The organism is Alkalilacustris brevis, from assembly GCF_003350345.1.
GTDB classification, from domain to species: Bacteria; Pseudomonadota; Alphaproteobacteria; order Rhodobacterales; family Rhodobacteraceae; genus Alkalilacustris; species Alkalilacustris brevis.
Genome location: NZ_QNVJ01000036.1, coordinates 42,722 through 62,512, shown reverse-complemented (window position 1 = coordinate 62,512; position 19,791 = coordinate 42,722). Strand labels below are relative to the sequence as shown.

Sequence of the window (19,791 nt, the reverse complement as noted above, 5' to 3'; positions counted from 1 at the left end):
TGTCCTGTCACCCCCTGCGGCCGCTCGTGGCCGAGACTAGAGCATCGGAGAAAAGTGTTAAACTGCAATCTGGCAAAGCCGGGTCCGCGCGGCTAGGTTGTTCCGGGCAAGGCCGGTGGCCGGCGTTTGCGCCTCGGGGCGGGACGAGTCGCCGGCGGCAAGCGGCGGATGCCTTCGGCGAGGATATTTTTATCACAGTGAAGGGCAGGGGCTCTGTGGCCGATGCGCTGTTCTATCATCTGACGCGGTCTCCGGTGGAGCAGCTTCTGCCGGTGCTGCTGGAGAAGTCGCGGGCGGCGGGCTGGCGCGTGGTGGTGCGCGGCGCCGACCCGGCGCGGATGCAGTGGCTGGACGAACGCCTGTGGCTGGGGCCGGAGGAAGGATTCGTGCCGCACGGGTTGGCGGGCGGGCCGCATGACGCGCTTCAGCCCGTTCTGCTGACCTGCGGGCGCGACATTCCCAATGCCGCCGAATGCCTGATCTCGATCGACGGGGCGGAGGTGTTGCCCGGGGAGGCCGCGGCGCTGACACGGGTTGCCGTGCTGTTCGACGGGGCGGATGCGGATGCGGTTGCCCGGGCGCGGGGGCAGTGGAAGGCACTGAGCGGCGCGGGGCTTGCCGCGCAATACTGGAGTGAGGCCGAGGGCCGCTGGCGCAAGGAGCGTGGCTAGCGGCCTCTGCTGGCGCGATTTTCAACGAGCTAAAGTGAAACATGGCGCAAATGTGGCGCCGCAATGGCCGAATCTGGGCGCCCCACATGCTTGGCGCGCGCCGGGCGCAAGCCGGGCATAGCGCGAGAATTTAAGGCAGGCTCACAGCTTGTCCGAGTAACCCCCTGCGGTTGCGCGGGCTTTGCGGATTGCTGCGCGTGCAAGGCGCCGCGTTGCGCTGTCGCCTCCGAATCGAGCATCCGTGCGTCAAGCGAAAAAACCTGCTCCAGGGCTAAATATTCCGTTGACCGGAGCCGCATAAATACGCCACTTTGTGTGGACCGGCAGGCGCGACACAATATGTGGTGCCCGCCCCGAAAGCAGAAAGCGCAAGCGAGACGGGTTCCTCAGCGGGGCCTTCTGGCGCCGCCCGGGAAGCCCGGGCGGGCAGTAAAGATTTGTGTCTGGTTTCGGAGTGTCACGGCGCGAGTCGCGCGCGGCAGAATCCGGCCCGGAGAGGCCGGGCGGCGCCGCGGCATCGTAGGGAAATCAGGCCCTAAGGGGCGCGTGTAAAAAAGCCCGAAGGGGCGCGTTAAAAAAGGACTGGGGCAGATGAGGATCGAACGCAAGTTCACCGCCGACGGCCAGGACGCATATGCGGCCATCGAATTCACCACCACGGTTTCGGAGATTCGCAACCCCGACGGCACCGTCGTGTTCCGCAACGATGCGGTCGAGGTGCCGGCGAGTTGGAGCCAGGTGGCCTCGGATGTGCTGGCGCAGAAGTATTTCCGCAAGGCGGGCGTAGCGGCGCGGCTCAAGCGCGTCAAGGAAAAGGGCGTGCCGGAATTCCTGTGGCGCTCGGTGCCGGACGAGGCGGCGCTGGCGGAACTGCCCGAGGATCGGCGCTATGGCGGCGAGACCTCGGCCAGGCAGGTGTTCGACCGGCTGGCCGGCGCCTGGGCCTATTGGGGCTGGAAGGGCGGCTATTTCACCACCGAGGCCGATGCGCGCGCCTATTTCGACGAGATGCGCGTGATGCTGGCGCGGCAGATGGCGGCGCCGAACAGCCCGCAATGGTTCAACACCGGCCTGCACTGGGCCTATGGTATCGACGGACCCGGGCAGGGCCATTTCTATGTCGATCCCGCGACCGGCAAGCTGACGCGTTCGAAATCAGCCTATGAACACCCGCAGCCGCATGCCTGTTTCATCCAGTCGGTCAGCGACGACCTGGTGAACGAGGGCGGCATCATGGACCTCTGGGTGCGTGAGGCGCGGCTGTTCAAGTATGGCTCGGGCACGGGCACCAACTTTTCCAGCCTGCGCGGCGAGGGCGAGAAGCTTTCGGGCGGCGGCAAGTCCAGCGGCCTGATGGGATTCCTGAAGATCGGCGACCGCGCGGCGGGCGCGATCAAGTCGGGCGGCACCACGCGGCGCGCGGCCAAGATGGTGATCTGCGACATGGATCACCCCGATATCGAGCAGTTCATCAACTGGAAGGTGATCGAGGAGCAGAAGGTGGCCAGCCTTGTCGCCGGCTCCAAGGCGCATGAGCTGCGCCTCAACGACATCTTCGCGGCGATCAAGTCCTGGGACGGGTCGATGGAGGACGCCACCGATCCGGCGAAGAATGGCGCGCTGAAGGCGGCTGTGAAAGCCGCCAAGAAGGCGATGATCCCCGAAACCTATGTCGGGCGGATTCTTCAGTATGCCCGGCAAGGCTACACCTCGATCGAATTCCCCACCTATGACACAGATTGGGATTCGGAAGCCTATGTCACGGTTTCGGGGCAGAACTCGAACAACTCGGTGCGGGTGACGGATGCGTTCCTCAAGGCAGTGCGCGACGATGCCGACTGGGAGCTGATCCGCCGCACCGATGGCGAGGTGGCCAAGGTGGTGAAGGCGCGCGAGCTTTGGGAGCAGGTCGGCCATGCCGCCTGGGCCTGTGCCGATCCGGGCATCCAGTTCCACGACACGGTCAATGCCTGGCACACCTGCCCGGCGGACGGGGCAATCCGCGGCTCGAACCCGTGTTCGGAATACATGTTCCTCGACGATACCGCCTGCAACCTGGCGTCGATGAACCTGCTGACCTTCTATCGCGACGGCAAGTTCGACGCCGAGGGCTATGTCCATGCCACGCGGCTGTGGACGGTCACGCTGGAGATCAGCGTGGCGATGGCGCAGTTCCCCTCGAAGGAGATCGCGCAGCGGTCCTATGAGTTCCGCACGCTGGGGCTGGGATACGCCAATATCGGCGGGCTGCTGATGAGCATGGGGCTGGGATACGACTCGGACGAGGGGCGCGCGCTGTGCGGCGCGCTCACCGCGCTGATGACCGGCGTGAGCTATGCCACCTCGGCCGAAATGGCGGGCGAGCTGGGGCCGTTCCCCGGTTACGCGAAGAACAGTGCGCACATGCTGCGGGTGATCCGCAATCACCGCCGCGCGGCGCAGGGCATGGCCAGGGGCTATGAGGAACTGGCGGTCAAGCCGGTGCCGCTGGATGCCGCCAACTGCCCCGACGCCACGCTGGTCGAGATGGCCCGCGCCGCCTGGGACGAGGCGCTGAGCCTTGGCGAGGCGCATGGCTATCGCAACGCGCAGGCCACGGTGATCGCCCCCACCGGCACCATCGGACTGGTGATGGATTGCGACACCACCGGGATCGAGCCGGATTTCGCGCTGGTCAAGTTCAAGAAGCTCGCCGGCGGGGGGTATTTCAAGATCATCAACCGCTCGGTGCCCGCGGCGCTGGCCAAGCTGGGCTATTCCGAGGCCCAGATCGGCGAGATCACCGCCCACGCGGTGGGGCATGGTTCCCTGGGCAATGCGCCGGGCATCAACCACACGGCATTGATCGGGCACGGGTTCGGCGAGGCGGAAATCGCCAAGGTCGAGGCGGCGCTGCCTTCGGCCTTCGATATCCGCTTTGTCTTCAACCAGTGGACCCTGGGCGAGAGCTTCTGTCGGGAAGCCCTTGGTATTCCTTCAGAAAAGCTCAACGATCCGAGCTTTGACCTGCTGCGGCACCTGGGCTTCAGCAAGGCCCAGATCGAGGCTGCAAACGATCATGTCTGCGGCACCATGACGCTGGAAGGCGCGCCACATCTCAGCCCGGAACACTACAGCGTGTTCGATTGCGCCAACCCCTGCGGCAAGAAGGGCAAGCGCTATCTGAGCGTGGACAGCCATATCTACATGATGGCCGCGGCGCAGAGCTTCATCTCGGGGGCGATCTCCAAGACCATCAACATGCCCAATTCGGCCGGCATCGCCGATACGCTGGCGGCCTATGAGCTGAGCCATTCGCTGGGCATCAAGGCCAACGCGCTCTATCGCGACGGCTCCAAGCTGAGCCAGCCGCTGGCGTCAGCCCTGGTCGAGGATGACGACGAGGCCGCCGAAACCATGGAAAGCGGCACCCCGCAGGAAAAGGCGCAGGTGCTGGCCGAGAAGTTTGTCGAGAAGCTGGTGATCAAGGAGGTCATCCGCCGCGACCGCGAGAAGCTGCCCCAACGGCGCAAGGGCTATACCCAGAAGGCCATTGTCGGCGGCCACAAGGTCTATCTGCGCACCGGCGAATATGAGGACGGCAAGCTGGGCGAGATCTTCATCGACATGCACAAGGAAGGCGCGGGCTTCCGGGCGATGATGAACAACTTCGCCATCGCCGTGTCGGTGGGCCTGCAATACGGCGTGCCGCTGGAGGAGTTCGTCGATGCCTTCACCTTCACCAAATTCGAACCCGCGGGCATGGTGCAGGGCAATGACTCGATCAAGAACGCCACATCGATCCTCGACTACATCTTCCGCGAACTGGCGGTGAGCTATCTCGACCGCACCGACCTGGCCCATGTGAAGCCCGAAGGCGCCGCCTTCGATGATCTGGGCGGCGGCGAACGGGAAGGGCAGCGCAATGTCGGGGACGTAACCGAGGATGCCGCCAGCCGCGGGCTGGAAGTGCTGCGGCAGATCAGCTCGACCGGCTATCTGCGCAAGCGCCTGCCGCAGGAACTGGTGGTGCTGCAAGGCGGCGAGGCCACGGCCCGCGCGATCGCGCCCGAGACGACCACGCCCGGCGGCACCGCACGGCTGGAAAGCGTGGACGTGGCTGTGCGCGCCGAGAGCGTGAACGTGGAGCCGATGAACGCCCGCTCGCGCGCCCGGATGCAGGGCTACGAGGGCGACCCCTGCGGCGAATGCGGCAACTACACGCTGGTGCGCAACGGCACCTGCATGAAGTGCAACACCTGCGGCGGCACCAGCGGGTGTAGCTGAGAAGGCAAGCGCGCGCCGGCCTCGGGCGCGCCCGCACATCACGAACACCGCCCCCCGGCAAGGGGGCGGCACGCACCGGCGAAGAAGAAACTGTCGGGCAGACAAGACTTGGCCCGGATGCCAGCGTGCATCCGGGCGTTTTCTTTTCCGGGTGTCGTGACGGCGGCGCGATGTGATCGGCTGGCACCGCAAGTGGCAGAATCCGGATGCCTGCGGCGCGGATATTTGTCCACAGTGAATATCCGGGCGCGCGCCCCTCCCTTCACTGTGATGAAAATATCCGCGCCGCAGGCCCCCGCCGGCCAGAGGGCGCCCGGCGAGAAAGGTTCCGAGAGGCGTTCGGCGGAGTCTCGAGGCGCGCGGATGGCGCCGGGCCGGGATTTGTCGCGGCGCCGGGCCAAAAGAGCGATGAATTCCGGCAGGAACTGCTTTAGCCTGTGCCCCGTGCAAGTCATGCGGGATCAGAGGCAGATGGGCGAAGGCCGGGCCAGGCAGGTGCAGCGCAGGCGGGTGTTCTACATCCCCGGTTATGATCCGTTCCCGCCGCGCCGCTACCGCGAGCTTTACCGCAGCGAGGCCGCCCGGCAGGCCGCGATTTCCGGCCATGAGATCCGCATCGCCGCCAAATCCGGCAAGGATGGCCCCTATGGCTGGCATGTCACGGCCCGGATCGAGGGCGGCGAAACCGAGACCGATGTCGCGATCCTGATCTGGGCCGACATCGTGCGCGATTCGATGCGGCGGGGGGTGCTGGCCACCTATCTGCTGCTGGCGCGCACCTTCTGGATCTACCTCTCCACGGGGGTGATGGGGCGGCTGTTTCGGCTGCGGCGCGGGCCGGTCATCACCGCGATGTATCCGGTGGTGATGCTGCTGGGCCAGCTTGGGCTGGCGTTGCTGGCGGCGGCGCTGGTGGGGCGGGGGCTGGCCTGGCTGGCGGCGCCGCAGGGCGCGGGGCTGGCGCCCTGGCTGCCCTGGTGGCCCGCGCGGCTGGCGGGGCTTGCGGTGGTGCCGCCGGTGCTGTGGTGGTTCCGCGCGCTCGACCGCCGGTTCTATGCCCATTATCTGCTGCATGATTTCGCATTCACCGCCCAGCATTACGGGGAATCCCCGCCCGCGCTCGAGGCGCGCATGTCCGAGTTCGCCAGGCAGGTTTCCGTCGCGCTCGACTCGGAGGTAGACGAGGTGCTGGTGGTGGGCCATTCCTCGGGCGCACATCTGGGGGTTTCGGTGCTGGCCGATGTCTTGCGCGCGCGCGGCGGGCGGCCGGGGCGCGCGGCGCTGGGGTTTCTCACCCTGGGCCAGGCTGTGCCGATGCAAAGTTTCCTGCCGCGCGCCACAAGGCTGCGCGAGGACCTGCATTATCTGGCGCAAAGCGAGGCGCTGGCCTGGATCGACGTCTCCGCGCCGGGCGATGGCTGCTGCTATGCACTGTGCGATCCGGTGTCGGTCAGCGGTGTGGCACCTGCGGGCAAGCGCTGGCCGCTGGTGATCTCGGCCGCGTTCAGCCAGACCCTGCGCCCCGAGACCTGGGCGCGGCTCAAGCGGCGCTATTTCCGGCTGCATTTCCAGTATCTCTGCGCTTTCGACAACCCTGGCGATTATGATTATTTCGCAATCACCGCCGGGCCGTGCACCCTGGCCGAGCGCTTTGCCGGGCGCCGCCCCTCGTCCAGCCGCAAGGAGGCGGTGCTCAGCCCCCATACCACGCGCGAGGCCACCGCATGAACGCGCCGACCCCGCCCCGGCCCGTCTCGCGCCCCGAGAAGGTTTCGCTCTGGCGTTACATGCGGATGTTTCGGCGTGATATCCTCTCGGCCCAGCCCGAGAAGCTCTATCGCGCCTGGATGGCAGAGTTCCGCACGCCGTTTTTCCGCTCGTTCCTGTGCAACGACCCCTCGCTGGTGCGGCTGGTGCTGCAGGAGCGGCCTGACGATTTCCCCAAATCCGACCGTATCCGCGAGGGGCTTGCGCCGTTGCTGGGCGAGTCGGTCTTCGTCACCAATGGCGCGCAGTGGAAGCGGCAACGCCGGATCATCGACCCGGCCTTCGAGGGGGGGCGGCTGCACGAGACATTTCCCGCCATGCTGGCGGCGGGGCAATCGGCAGTGGCACGGCTGGAGGCGCGGCTGGCGGCGGGCGATGCCAAGGTCGAGATCGAGGAATCCATGAGCCACGCGGCGGCCGATGTGATCTTTCGCACGCTGTTTTCCATCCCCATCGAGCACGAGGTCGCGTCCGAGGTCTTTGCCCAGTTCCGCGCGCATCAGCGCACCCAACCGATCCTGAACCTCGCGGCGTTCGTGCGTCTGCCGCGCTGGCTGCCGCGGCTGCACCGCCGTGCCACGTTGCGCACCGCGCGCCGCATCCGTGCCCTGATCACCCGCCTGACCCGTGAGCGCGCGCAAGAGATCGCCGCAGGCCGCGCACCCGACGACCTCGCCACCAAGATCATGACCACGCGCGACCCTGAAACCGGGCAGCTTTTCGAAACCGGCGAGATGGTCGATCAGGTGGCGATCTTCTTTCTGGCCGGGCATGAAACCAGCGCCTCGGCGCTGTCCTGGGCGCTTTATCTGCTGGCCACCGACCCGCAGGCGCAGGCGCGCGCCGCCGCCGAGGCCCGCGCCGTGGCGGGCGACGGTGCCCCCGGATTTGCCGATGTGGCGCGGCTGAAATTCATCCGCAACGTGTTTCGCGAGGCGCTGCGCCTCTATCCGCCGGTGCCCATGATGGTGCGCGAGGCGGCGCGCGCCGAGTGTTTCCGAGAGCGCGCGGTGCCGGAGGGCGCGCAGGTGGTGCTCAGCCCCTGGCATCTGCATCGGCACAATCGCATCTGGACCGCGCCCGACGCGTTCGATCCCGACAGATGGGACAGCGAGGAAACCCGCCGCTGCGCGCGCCAGGCGTATATCCCGTTTTCTGCCGGGCCGAGGGTGTGCACCGGGGCGGGGTTTGCGATGATTGAGGGGGTCTTGTTGCTGGCCCTGCTGCTGCGGGCCTTTCGTTTTGTCCCTGCCCCCGAGCGGGTGCCGGTGCCTGAGGCGCATCTGACCGTGCGTGCGCGCGATGGCATCTGGCTGCGGCTTGAACGGCGCGGCTGAAGGCGCGCGCGGAAGGGGGCAGGAGGCCTTGGGTTGGCGCCGCGCGTCAGTTCGCGGCCGGCCGCATCCACAGCCAGATCAGCGCCGCCCCCGCCAGCACCAGAAACGGCAGCATCGCCAGATTGACCAGTTGCCAGCCTTGCTCAACCGTTCCGCCCGAGCAGTTCAGCAGCCCGCCCGAGCTGAACGAGGCAAGCGTGACACCGCCAAACACGATCAGGTCGTTCATGCCCTGCACGCGTCCGCGCTCCTGCGGGCTGTGCGCGGTGGACAGCATCGCCGTGGCGCCGATGAAGCCGAAATTCCAGCCGATCCCCAGCAGGATCAGCGCGAGGAAGAAATGCTCCAGCTCGACGCCCATCAGCGCCACACCGCCGGCCGCGGCGAGGATCAGCAGCCCCAGCGCCACGATCCGCTCGACCCCGAAGCGCACGATCAGATGCCCGGTGAAGAACGAGGGCGCATACATCGCCAGCACATGGGCCGAGACAATATCGGCCGCGTGCCCGGTGGTGAATCCGCAGCCCACCACCGCGATCGGCGTTGAGGTCATCACCAGATTCATCAACGCATAGGTGACGGCGGCGCAGATCACCGCCACGGCAATGCGCGGTGTGCGCAGCAACTCGCCCCGGCTGCGCACGTTCGGCGCCTCGGGGGCAGGGGGCGGTGGCTTGGGAATGTCGAGAAACGCAAACAGGAATACTCCGCCCAGATTCAGCGCGATCACCGCCAGATAGGTGCCCAGGAAGGGCACCACCATCGCCTCGGCGGTCAGCTTGACCAGTTGCGGGCCCACCACCGCAGAAAGCAACCCGCCCGCCATGACATAGGAAATCGCCTTCGGCCGGAACGTTTCCGAGGCCGTGTCGGCGGCGGCAAAACGGTAAAACCCCTGCGCTGACATGTAGATGCCGGTCAGGAACGAGCCCACGAGAAACAGCTCGAACGAGCCCGCGTAAAGCCCCCAGGCCGCGATCACCGCGCCCGCCGTGCCGCCGGCCGTGCCCACGACAAAGCCCGCGCGGCGACCATAGCGCTGCATGAAACTGGCCAGCGGCGTGGCTGTGCACATCGAGCCCAGAACGATCAGCGAAATCGGAAGCGTCGCCCAGCAGGCGTTGCTGGCAAGCATCCCGCCGGCCAGGCCGCCGAGGGTGAAGATCATCGGCATCTGCGCGCCAAGGATCGCCTGCGCGGCGACCAGCACGATGACATTGCGCTTTGCACGGGCGTCCGAGACTGGCGCGGCAACAGGGCTTTGGGTGCTCATGGGCCCAACAGGTAACGCTGGCAGCCGGCAAGGGAAAGAGGCAAAAAGCAGCATGCGCGGCGCCGGCGCTCTGGCCGCGCCGGGCCGGTTGCGGTTAGGTTGCGGCGGGCATGGCAACACGGGGGAAGAGAACGGGATGTCTGACGATCACATAGGACGCATCATCCGCAACGAGGCCTGCCTGGCCGAGGGCGCGGCCTGGCTGGCCCGCGCCGAGCCGCGTTTCGATCATGCGCTGCGTCAGACCGGCCCGCTTCCCTTGCGCCGGCGCGAGGACGGCTTTGCCGCACTTTTTGGCGCGATCGTCAGCCAGCAGGTCAGCGTCGCCGCCGCGCGCGCCATCTGGGGCCGGCTCGAGGCCGCGGGGCTGTGCGCGCCGCATGCGCTGGCGCAGGCCGATGACGAGGCGCTGCGCACCGCCGGTCTGTCGCGCCAGAAGATCCGCTACGCCCGCGCGCTGGCCGAGGCCGGCATCGACTACCCCGCCCTGCGCGAAGCGCCCACCGAAGCGGTTGTCGAAAAACTGGTCGCTGTGCCCGGCATTGGCCGCTGGACAGCCGAGATCTACGCCATGTTCAGCCTCGGGCGCGCCGATGTCTTCGCGCCGGGCGACCTGGCATTGCAGGAATCGGCGCGGATGCTTTTCGATCTGCCCGAACGCCCGCGCGAGGCCCCGCTGCGGCGCATGGCGGAAAGCTGGTCGCCCTGGCGGGCGGTTGCGGCGCAGCTGCTCTGGGCCTATTACCGCGTCGAGAAAGACCGGGAAGGGATCACATGACACGCACTCTGGCCGCCGGGCGCCGGGCGCCCGCCTCGGGCACAACCCGCAACATCGTGATCTTCCTGCATGGCTATGGCGCCGATGGCGCCGATCTGCTGGGGCTGGCCGATCCGCTGGCGCAGCACCTGCCCGACACGCTGTTTCTCGCGCCCGACGCACCCGAGCGCTGCACCGGCAACCCGTTCGGCTATCAGTGGTTTCCCATCCCCTGGATCGACGGCTCCTCCGAGGCGCAGGCGGCCGAGGGGCTGGAACGCGCCGCCGCCGATCTCGATGCCTATATCGACACGGTGCTCGAGGCCGAGCGCGTCGCGCCGGCGCAGCTGGCGCTGGTGGGGTTTTCGCAAGGCACGATGATGGCGCTGCATGTCACGCCCCGCCGCGCCGCGCCGCTGGCCGGCGTTGTGGGGTTTTCGGGCCGGCTTCTTGCGCCCGAGCGGCTCGCAGCCGAGGCGCGCGTCAAACCGCCGGTGCTGCTTTTGCATGGCGATGCCGACGAGGTGGTGCCGCCCGCCTCATTGCCCGAAGCCGCCGATGCGCTGACCCGCGCGGGATTCGAAACCTACGCCCATGTCATGAAGGGCACCGGCCACGGCATCGCGCCTGACGGGCTTTCGGTCGCGCTGCGCTTCCTGCTCGACAAGCTGCCCGCCTCCGCCGGCTGAACCACCGGACGCCTTGCCGCCATGGCGCGGCGCTCCCTGATCTTCTTGGCAAAAATATCCGCGCCGCAGGCCCCCGCAGGCCAGGGGGCGCGCGGCCCGTCTGGATGCGCCGCCGTCGGGCGAACCGCCCTTGCTTACTGCCCCTCTGCCTCGCGACGCTGCAACCGGCCGCTGCGCCCGCCCCGGCGCTTTTGCTGGAGCGGTGCGCGCGCGGGCAGGGCGGCGATGATCTCGCGCCGCGCTTGTGCGCTCATCCCCGACCAGGCGGCGATTTCATCCATACTGCGCAGGCAGCCCGTGCAGAGCCGGCTTTCCGGGTGGATGACACAGATTTTCACGCAAGGGCTGTCCACCTCGTCGCGTTTCCAGGTCTCGTCACTCATCGGCTCGGCCTGCCGGAATATGGCGTAACGGGTCTTCAGTCATTGCCCTGCTCCGCCGCCAGGTGGCGCATCCGGTCCAACGCGCCTTGAAGTATGTAGCTTGCCGCCACATGGTCGATCACCTCGGAGCGCCGCCTGCGCGAGGTGTCCGCCTCGAGCAGCGCGCGTTCCGCGGCAACGGTGGAAAGCCGCTCATCCCAGAAGCTGATGGGAATGTCGGTGCTTGCGGCCAGATTGCGCGCGAACGCGCGGGTCGACTGGCAGCGCGGCCCCTCGGAGCCATCCATGTTGCGCGGCAGCCCCAGCACCAGCCCGGCAATCCGGCGCGCCGAGACGATCTCGAGCAGGCGCACCGCGTCGAGCGTGAACTTCTCGCGCCGGATGGTCTCGAGCGGGCTGGCAACGCTGCGCATCACGTCCGACACGGCCACACCGATGGTCTTTTCGCCCAGGTCCAGCCCGGCGATGGCCGCGCGCGGGGGCAGGGCGGCGTGGAATTCCTCGATGGTGTTGCAAACGCTCATTGTGCCACCCCGGCCACCCCGGCCTGCACCGCGCCCTGGCGCACCACGTCCAGCGCCTCGGGCGCGGCGCCGAACACCACCTGTGCCTCGGTCCAGATGTCCTGCGCCTGCTGACGCTCGCCCAGCACCCCGAGCGCCGCGATCAGTCGCGCCCAGTCTTCCGGCGCGCCGCCCTCGCTGGCCAGCCGCGAGGAAAGGCCCTGCACCATGGCGCGGATCATCTGCTCGCGTTCCTCCGGGGGCAGTTCGGCGGCGGCGGCGATATCGGCCTCGCTGGGGCCGGCGGCCATCGGGGCCACCCCGGCCGGCGGCGGGGTGTAGCGCACGCCCGCACGCATCGCCAGATGCTCGATCGCACCGCGGATCGGCGGCACCCAGGGGGCATCAGGCGGGCTTTCCTCGAGCAGTTGCCGCCACAGCCGGAAGGTGATGTCGGGCCGGCCCGTCTGTGCCATCATCAGCCCGGTGAAATAGCGCGCCGTGGGGTGGTCGGGCTGCACTTCGAGCGCGCGCATCAGGGCCCGCTCCGCCTCGGGCGAGACATAGCCGCCGGCGGCCTGGATCATCATCTCGGCCAAGGTCACCAGGTCGCTGGCGCCGGCCTCGTCGCCCAGAATCTCGACCACCCGCGCCTGCGCGGTATAGGCCGCGACATGGTTGCCCAGCCGCATCTCGCTGGCGGCCAGCAGCCGGTGGCCTTCGACATCGTCGGGGCGATGGCGCAGAAGCTCGCGCAATTGCGCCACCAGCGCCTCGCTTTCCGGATCAGCCGCGCCGGGTGCGTCAGGGTCGGCCATCGGCGGCAGGTCAAGCCCATTGGCCTCGGCAAGCCCGCCGGCGGCGGCCGTTTCGGCCTCGCGCATCGCGGCGAATTCGGCCTCTGCCTCGGCCTGGCCGGGGCGGGTCTGGTGAATCTCGCGCGCCTCGGCAATGCGGCTGGCAAGCGGCATGTCAGGATAACCCGGCGCGCCAAGAACCGAATAAACGTAGAAACTGCTCCCGATCAGCGCCACCGCCGCCACGGCGGCCGCCCAGATCGCAGCGGCAGGCGTGGCCTGCGCACGGGCGCGGCGGTTCGGGGTGCGATCGGCCTCCAGGATGCGGCGCGAGATCTCGATGCGCAGCCGCTCGGCCTCGTCAGAGCTGACCAGCCCGCGCCGGGCGTCACGCTCGACCTCGCGCAGCTGGTCGCGATAGACGGTGATATCCTCGTCGCGGTCGGTATCGCCGGCCATATCCTGCGTGGAATCAGCCATGCCGCCGCGCCAGAGCGCGAGCAGGATCAGCACCCCCACCATGACCGAAACGGCCGCTGCGGTGATCCAGAACGTCATGAAACCTCCGTCATGCCTGTCTTTCCCTCTACAGTCTTGCCGGGGCAGGCGAAAGGGCGATCGCCGCGGCAGGGGGTCACATCCCCGCCAGCGCGCGGGGAGGCGACGCCTGCTCTGGAAACAGGCCTGCCGCGTTGATATCCGGGCTGTGCGGCCCGGGCCGGATGCCGGGGCAAGCCTGGCAGGGCACGCCTGGATGCGCATGGCACAAGGCCACAGCCGTTTCGGCAGGCAGAGACCGTGGGGGCGGGCGGCCATGTCGCATTCCACCGTCATTGTGCCGCTTGGGGAGAGGGAGAGAATCGTGCCACAGTCCACATCTGACCCGACGGCGCCCATGGCGCCCGCATTGCCCGAGGCCAAGTGAATGAAGCGTTATTCCGTTTTCGCAATCGTCCGTGAAGCCCTGCGCCAGCATCGCGGCTGGGAACCCGCCTGGGCCAGCCCCGAGCCGCGCGACCGTTATGACGTGGTGATCGTGGGCGCGGGCGGGCACGGGCTGGCCACGGCCTATTACCTGGGTAAGAATTTCGGCATCACCAATGTCGCGGTGCTCGACAAGGGCTGGCTCGGCGGCGGCAATACCGGGCGCAACACCACGATCATCCGCTCGAACTATCTGCAGGACCCTTCCGCCGCGATCTACGAGAAATCCCGCGCGCTCTACGAGACGCTCAGCCAGGAGCTGAACATGAACATCATGTTCTCGCCCCGCGGCGTGATGATGCTGGCCCAGACCGAGCACGAAAAGCGCGGCTACCTGCGCACCGAGCGCGCCAATGCCCTGCAAGGGGTCGAGACCCGCTTCATCCCCCCCGAGGAGGTGAAAAAGCTGGTGCCGATCATCAATATCGACGGCCCGCGCTACCCGGTGCTGGGGGCGCTGTGGCAGGCGCGCGCGGGCACCGCGCGGCACGATGCGGTGGCCTGGGGCTATGCGCGGGCTTGCTCGGCGATGGGGATGCACGTCATCCAGAACTGCGCCGTCACCGGGGTCGAGGCTGTGGGCGGCAAGGTAACCGGCGTGCAGACCACGCGCGGTGCGATCGGCTGCAACAGGCTGGGGCTGGTGGTAGCGGGGCATTCGGGGCATCTGGCCAACATGGCGGGGTTCCGCCTGCCGATCGAGAGCGTGGCGCTGCAGGCGCTGGTCAGCGAACCCATCAAGCCCTGCATGGACGTGGTGGTGATGGCCAATACCGTACATGGCTACATGAGCCAGTCGGACAAGGGCGAGATGGTGATCGGCGGCGGCGCGGACGGCTACAACAACTACACCCAGCGCGGCAGCTGGCACCATATCGAGGAAACCGTGCGCGCGCTCTGCGAGACGTTTCCGGTGATCTCGCGGCTCAAGATGCTGCGCCACTGGGGCGGCATCGTGGACATGACCGGGGATCGCTCGCCCATCATCTCGCGCACGCCGCTTGAGGGCTGTTTCATCAACGCGGGCTGGGGCACCGGCGGGTTCAAGTCGATTCCCGGCTCGGGCTGGGCGATGGCGGAACTGATGGCCAGGGGCGAGTCGTCGCTGGCCGCGGGCTTCGGGCTGGAACGCTTCCGCGAAGGCCGCTTTGTCGATGAAAGCGTGGCGGCGGGGGTGGCGCACTGATGCATGACAGCGCCACGCACACCGAATCGTACGACAAGTGCCGCGTATGCGTATCTGAACGCAACGCGGAGAAAGACAAATGTCGGAACAAAACGCCTCAGGGCGCGGAATGCTCGCCTTCGTTCTCGGAGGGGTCGTCATCGCGATCGCCGGGCTGGTCTGGTATCTGGTGGCCACCGATGGCGCCAGATTCTGGCGCAGCGCGCCGACCGGACCTTCGGTCACCATCGAATTGCCTGCGGCACCAGCACCGGAACCAACCCCGGTACCTGCCGAACCCGCCGCACCCGCTGCCCCGGCCGACTGAAGGCGCACCCCGCGCGCGATCGAAAACCCGGATCGGCCATCGCGCCGCGCCGGGCTTTCGCATGCCGGGCCCCCCGGCCACCGCGGCAGACGACACTCCCGCGCGCGGCCTCCATATCCGGCGCGACCGTGCCGCCTCGCCCCGCATCGCTTTTTCTTCTTGGTCCAAATATCCTCGGGGGGTGCGGGGGGCGGAAAGCCCCCCGCGGCGCGCCCCTGGGCGGTTGATCGCAGGGCTTGGCAAGCCCGGAATCGCTAAAGCAGCACGGGCAGCGGCCGCCCGAGGTGGGCGCGAAAGCGCCCGCCTGGGGGGCGGGCGGGCGCTGCCCGTGCTGCGCACGGGCGGGTTCCAGATAGAACGCTTCCGCGAGGGCTGGTTCGGCGATGAGAGCGTGACGGCGAGGTTGGTGCAGTGAGGCAGTCAAATCCCTTAGATGGCATAAAGAGATCACTCGACGCATTTGTCGGGTTTTGCTTCTTTGCGTTCTTCGTGTCAGTCGTGCTGGTCTGGGTTTGGGGCTCGCCTTCCTGGATGTTGAGGCTGGGTACATTGTGGATAGCGATTGTTGTTTTCTCGTTTGGGTTCATAAGGATCGTGGTCAATCAGATATACCTTGCTTCGCAAGGCAAGGGCGCTGCTGTGCCAATGTTTGAGAAGAAGTTGGGTCCGCTTCTCTATTCTGAAGACAAGGGTTGGTTAAATTTCATGAACAAGGAAGGCATGCCTTACGAGGCTCCATTACGCTCTCGCGAGGAGTTGAGCCAACTATTCCAGGATCTTGAGCTTCATGTATCGCATCGGGTGGTGCCAGCCGATCTCCTTTTGATTGCATTTGCAACACTGCTTACTGGTTTCGGTGATCTAATGTTTTGCGTCTTCAGAGCCGTAGGTGTTCCCGCATGCTCCTCCTGACCTGTCCCCATTGCCACGTCACCGCCGAAGAAACCGAGTTCGCCCCCGGCGGGCAGGCGCATCTCAAGCGTCCGCAGCCGGAGGCCGGCGATGATGCGTTTGAGTCCTACATGTTCACCCGCCCCAACCCGATGGGCGTGCATCTTGAGCGCTGGCGCCACGCCTATGGCTGCGGCAAGTGGCTGATCGCCGCGCGCTGCACCGTTACGCTCGAGGTATTCGGCACCTACCCGGCGCAAACTGCGGCGCCTCCGGCGGAAATCGTCAAGAAGATCAAGAAGAAACGCCCCGAATGGGAGGCCCCCGCATGAGCCACCGTCTGCCCGGTGGCGGCCGCCTGATCGATCGGGGCCGCAGCTGCAACTTCACCTTCGACGGGCACGTGCTGCAAGGTTACGTGGGTGACACTCTGGCCTCGGCGCTCTTGGGTGCGGGGCGCGTGATGGTGGGACGCTCGTTCAAGTATCACCGCCCGCGCGGCATCATCGCCTCGGGTGCCGAGGAGCCCAACGCGCTGGTCAATCTGGGCGAAGGCCCCCGCCACGAGCCCGACCAGCGCGCCACCACGACCGAGCTGTTCGAGGGGCTTGCTGCGCGCAGCCAGAATGTCTGGCCCAGCCTTTCCTTTGACATCGGCGCGGTGAACGGGCTGTTCGCGCGATTCCTGACGGCGGGTTTCTACTACAAGATGTTCATCCACCCGCGCGCCTTCTGGAAACATCTCTACGAGCCCGTCATCCGCCAGAGCGCCGGGCTGGGCCGCGCCCCCCGAGAGGCCGACCCGGACCGCTACGAGCTGCTCTACGCCTTCGCCGATGTCGCGGTGATCGGCGGCGGCATTGCCGGGCTTCAGGCCGCGCGGCAGGCGGCCGAGGCGGGGCTGCGGGTGCTGCTGTTCGAACAGACGCCGCATTGGGGCGGCCGCGCGCCCGTGGATGGCGCGCAGATCGACGGCCAGCCCGCCGGTGAGTGGGTCAACTCCACCGTCGAATGGCTTGAAAAACAGGAAAATGTCACGATGCGCACGCGCTGCATGGGGGCCGGGGTTTATGACCACGGCTACCTGCTGGCGCAGGAGCGGCTGTCCGATCACCAGCCCGGCGCTGAAGGCCCGCGCCACCGGCTGTGGCGGATCCGCGCGCGGCGAATCCTCACCGCCACCGGCGCGATCGAGCGGCCGCTCTCGTTTGCCGGCAATGACGTGCCGGGGGTGATGCTGGCCTCGGCGATGCGCGATTATCTGGTCAATTGGGCAGTGGCGCCGGGACGGCGCGTGGTGATCGTCACCAACAACGACGACGCCTATCGCACCGCAATCGCCCTGCATGAGGCCGGGATCGAGGTGCCCGCCATCGTCGACGCGCGCGCCGAGGTGCGCGGCGCTCTGCCCGATCGCGCCCGCGCGCTGGGGCTGACGATCCGCGAGGGCATGGCCATCGACAAGGTGCAGGGCCGGGCGCAGGTGCGCGGCGTCACGCTGTGCCGCCATGCCGGGGCGGGCGGAGCCGTGGCGGCGCGGATCGAATGCGATGCAGTGGCGATGTCGGGCGGCTGGTCGCCGGTGGTGCATCTGTGGTCGCATTGCGGCGGCAAGCTGACATGGGACGCCGCGCAGGCGCATTTCCGGCCCGACCCGGCGCGCGGCCCCACCGACCATGACGGCGCCGTGTTCGTGCAGGCGGCAGGCGCGGCAAACGGGGCGCTGGCCGCAGATGCGGTGCTGCGCGATGCTGACACCGCCGCGCGGCGCGTGCTGGCCGATCTGGACGCGGATGCCGGCCAACTGCCCGCCGCGCCCCAGGCCGACAGCGCGCCCGAGGCGCCGCTGCTGCCCGTCTGGATGATGCCCGAGGAGGCCGGCTACGCACATCGCAGCAAGATGTGGCTCGATTTCCAAAACGATGTGAAGGTGTCGGATGTGCAACTGGCTGCGCGCGAGGGCTATCGCAGCGTCGAACACACCAAGCGCTACACCACGCTTGGCATGGCGACCGACCAGGGCAAGTTGAGCAATATCAACGGACTCGGCGTGCTTTCTCAGGAATTGGGCGAGAATATTCCTGACGTGGGCACCACCACCTTCCGCCCCCCCTATACGCCGCTCACCTTCGGCGCCATCACGGGCGAGGCCAAGGGCGCGCTGTTCCAGCCGCTGCGCCGCACCCCGATCGATGCCTGGCACGAGGCGCGCGGCGCCTCCTGGGAGCCGGTCGGGCAATGGCGGCGGCCTTATGCCTATCCGCGCGCCGGAGAAAGCCGCGCCTCTGCCGTGACCCGCGAGGTGAACAACACCCGACAACACCTTGGTTTGCTTGATGCATCCACCCTTGGAAAGCTGCTGGTCTCGGGGCCAGATGCGCCGCGTTTTCTCGACATGCTCTATACCGGCATGATGAGCAGCCTCAAGCCGGGGCGCTGCCGCTACGGGCTGATGTGCAATGAAAACGGCTTTCTGATGGATGACGGGGTGGTGGCGCGTCTGGATGCGCAAAGCTTCCTGTGCCACACCACCAGCGGCGGAGCCGAGCACATCCACGGCTGGATGGAAGACTGGCTGCAATGCGAATGGTGGGACTGGAAGGTGCATGTCATCAACCAGACCGAACAGTTCGCGCAGATCGCCGTGGTCGGGCCGAACGCGCGCAAGGTTCTGGAAAAGCTGGGCGGCATGGACCTTTCGGCCGAGGCGCTGCCGTTCATGGGCTGGGCCGAGGGCCGGCTTGGCGGGGTCGACGTGCGGGTTTACCGCATCTCGTTCTCGGGCGAGCTGTCTTACGAGATCGCGGTGCCGGCGGGGCAGGGGCTGGCGCTGTGGGAGGCGATCTTCGAGGCCGGGCAAGCGTTTGACGTTCTGCCTTACGGCACCGAGGCGCTGCATGTGATGCGGGCCGAAAAAGGGTTCATCATGATCGGCGACGAGACCGACGGGACCGTCATTCCGCAGGATCTGGGGCTGGATTGGGCAATCTCGAAGAAGAAGGCCGATTTCCTGGGCAAGCGCGGCATGATGCGCAGCCATCTGCAATCCCCCGAACGCTGGAAGCTGGTCGGGCTTGAAACGCTGGATGGCTCGGTGCTGCCCCATGCGGCGCTGGCGGTGAGACCGGGACAGAACACCAATGGCCAGCGCCTGACGGAGGGGCGCGTGACCTCAAGCTACCACTCGCCCACGCTGGGGCGGGGCATCGCGCTGGGGCTGGTGCATCGTGGCCCCGAGCGCATCGGCGAGGTGCTGAATTTCGCCGGCGACAAGGGGCAGGAGGAGATCAGGGCGCGCATCGTCTCGCCCGTGTTCTTCGACCCGGAAGGGGAGCGGCAGAATGTCTGACACGGCGACCGATCTTTCAACGCATCGCAGCCTGCTGCGGATCGAGCGCGTGGCAAGTCAGGGCATGATCGCCCTGCGCGGCGGCCTCGGGTCAGCGGCGCTCGGGAAGGGGCTGAGAAAGGCCACGGGCCTTGCCGTGCCGGGTCTGCGCGAGATTGCCCATGATGAAACCGGCGCCTTCGGCGTGGCCTGGATGTCGCCGGACGAGCTGATGATCCTCACCCCGCCCGGGGTGGTGCACGAGACCATCGCGCAACTGCACGAGGGGCTGGCCGGGAATCACGCCACGCTGGCCGACATGTCGGATGCGCGCGCGGTCTTCGCACTGGAGGGCGCGCCGGTGCGCGATGTGCTGGCCAAACTCTGCCCGGTCGATTTCGCGCCGGAGGCCTTTCCGGCCGGGGCCTTCCGCCGCACGCGCGCGGCGCAGGTGGCGGTGGCCGTCTGGTTCACCGCGCCGGAGGCCGCGCGGCTGATCTGTTTCCGCTCGGTCGCCGGATATGTGGAAGAACTGCTGTGCACCGCCTCCGCGCCCGGGGGCGAGGTGGGGCTCTATCATCGCTGAAGATGTGCTGGCCAACACACTGACTCCGGGGCATTATGGGGGCATTGGCGCGACAAGGCCCTGATG

The 19,791-nt window shown here is 67.5% G+C and carries 16 protein-coding genes; 12 read left to right on the top strand and 4 right to left on the bottom strand.

The features are described from left to right. The first annotated feature begins 215 nt into the window (after positions 1 to 215). The 4 genes from DQ229_RS05145 (at position 216) to DQ229_RS05130 (ending at position 8,041) form a co-directional block, all read left to right on the top strand. The gene (locus DQ229_RS05145) at positions 216 to 671 is read left to right on the top strand and encodes a DNA polymerase III subunit chi (protein WP_202909511.1); all 456 of its coding nucleotides are present in this window, start codon (positions 216 to 218) and stop codon (positions 669 to 671) included. 591 nt (positions 672 to 1,262) lie between these two features. Then, complete coding sequence (locus DQ229_RS05140; protein WP_114965203.1) at positions 1,263 to 4,937, top strand: vitamin B12-dependent ribonucleotide reductase; 3,675 nt, start codon at positions 1,263 to 1,265, stop codon at positions 4,935 to 4,937. A gap of 453 nt (positions 4,938 to 5,390) precedes the next feature. Next, the gene (locus tag DQ229_RS05135; protein ID WP_238380963.1) at positions 5,391 to 6,665 is read left to right on the top strand and encodes a hypothetical protein; all 1,275 of its coding nucleotides are present in this window, start codon (positions 5,391 to 5,393) and stop codon (positions 6,663 to 6,665) included. After that, positions 6,662 to 8,041: a cytochrome P450 gene (locus tag DQ229_RS05130; protein ID WP_114965201.1), complete on the top strand. Its 1,380-nt coding sequence runs from the start codon at positions 6,662 to 6,664 to the stop codon at positions 8,039 to 8,041. Before DQ229_RS05135 ends, DQ229_RS05130 begins: the two co-directional genes overlap by 4 nt. Positions 8,042 to 8,087: 46 nt before the next feature. Here DQ229_RS05130 and DQ229_RS05125 read toward each other — a convergent pair whose 3' ends face one another. Continuing rightward, positions 8,088 to 9,314 (bottom strand): MFS transporter, encoded by a 1,227-nt coding sequence (locus tag DQ229_RS05125; protein ID WP_114965200.1) that lies wholly within the window; start codon positions 9,312 to 9,314, stop codon positions 8,088 to 8,090. Positions 9,315 to 9,450: 136 nt separating this feature from the next. On the opposite strand from DQ229_RS05125, the gene DQ229_RS05120 reads away from it, so the two are divergent. Further along, on the top strand, positions 9,451 to 10,092 hold the full coding sequence (locus DQ229_RS05120) for a DNA-3-methyladenine glycosylase family protein (protein ID WP_114965199.1): 642 nt from the start codon (positions 9,451 to 9,453) through the stop codon (positions 10,090 to 10,092). Beyond that, positions 10,089 to 10,760 carry an alpha/beta hydrolase gene (locus DQ229_RS05115; RefSeq protein ID WP_114965198.1) on the top strand — a complete coding sequence of 224 codons (672 nt, stop codon included), beginning with the start codon at positions 10,089 to 10,091 and terminating at the stop codon, positions 10,758 to 10,760. Before DQ229_RS05120 ends, DQ229_RS05115 begins: the two co-directional genes overlap by 4 nt. Positions 10,761 to 10,894: 134 nt before the next feature. Here DQ229_RS05115 and DQ229_RS05110 read toward each other — a convergent pair whose 3' ends face one another. The 3 genes from DQ229_RS05110 to ccmI are packed head-to-tail and all read right to left on the bottom strand — an operon-like array spanning position 10,895 to position 13,001. Then, complete coding sequence (locus tag DQ229_RS05110; RefSeq protein ID WP_114965197.1) at positions 10,895 to 11,143, bottom strand: DUF1289 domain-containing protein; 249 nt, start codon at positions 11,141 to 11,143, stop codon at positions 10,895 to 10,897. Positions 11,144 to 11,178: 35 nt separating this feature from the next. Then, entirely contained in the window at positions 11,179 to 11,667 is a 489-nt protein-coding gene (gene ruvX / locus DQ229_RS05105) for a Holliday junction resolvase RuvX (protein WP_114965196.1), read from the bottom strand. After that, positions 11,664 to 13,001, bottom strand: coding sequence for a c-type cytochrome biogenesis protein CcmI (gene ccmI, locus DQ229_RS05100; RefSeq protein ID WP_114965195.1), 1,338 nt, complete (start codon positions 12,999 to 13,001; stop codon positions 11,664 to 11,666). The genes ruvX and ccmI overlap by 4 nt, the downstream gene beginning before the upstream one ends. Positions 13,002 to 13,368: 367 nt before the next feature. Between ccmI and DQ229_RS05095 the strand changes: the two genes are divergently transcribed. From DQ229_RS05095 to DQ229_RS05070, 6 genes are all read left to right on the top strand, one after another. After that, on the top strand, positions 13,369 to 14,613 hold the full coding sequence (locus DQ229_RS05095) for a sarcosine oxidase subunit beta family protein (RefSeq protein WP_114965194.1): 1,245 nt from the start codon (positions 13,369 to 13,371) through the stop codon (positions 14,611 to 14,613). 109 nt (positions 14,614 to 14,722) lie between these two features. Beyond that, positions 14,723 to 14,920 (top strand): hypothetical protein, encoded by a 198-nt coding sequence (locus tag DQ229_RS05090; protein ID WP_162300752.1) that lies wholly within the window; start codon positions 14,723 to 14,725, stop codon positions 14,918 to 14,920. 489 nt (positions 14,921 to 15,409) lie between these two features. Then, positions 15,410 to 15,832 (top strand): hypothetical protein, encoded by a 423-nt coding sequence (locus DQ229_RS05085; RefSeq protein ID WP_162300751.1) that lies wholly within the window; start codon positions 15,410 to 15,412, stop codon positions 15,830 to 15,832. Continuing rightward, positions 15,820 to 16,143, top strand: coding sequence for a sarcosine oxidase subunit delta (locus tag DQ229_RS05080; RefSeq protein ID WP_114965191.1), 324 nt, complete (start codon positions 15,820 to 15,822; stop codon positions 16,141 to 16,143). Before DQ229_RS05085 ends, DQ229_RS05080 begins: the two co-directional genes overlap by 13 nt. Further along, positions 16,140 to 19,160 carry a sarcosine oxidase subunit alpha family protein gene (locus DQ229_RS05075; RefSeq protein WP_114965190.1) on the top strand — a complete coding sequence of 1,007 codons (3,021 nt, stop codon included), beginning with the start codon at positions 16,140 to 16,142 and terminating at the stop codon, positions 19,158 to 19,160. Before DQ229_RS05080 ends, DQ229_RS05075 begins: the two co-directional genes overlap by 4 nt. Next, on the top strand, positions 19,153 to 19,725 hold the full coding sequence (locus tag DQ229_RS05070) for a sarcosine oxidase subunit gamma (RefSeq protein ID WP_114965189.1): 573 nt from the start codon (positions 19,153 to 19,155) through the stop codon (positions 19,723 to 19,725). The genes DQ229_RS05075 and DQ229_RS05070 overlap by 8 nt, the downstream gene beginning before the upstream one ends. Positions 19,726 to 19,791: the final 66 nt, after the last annotated feature.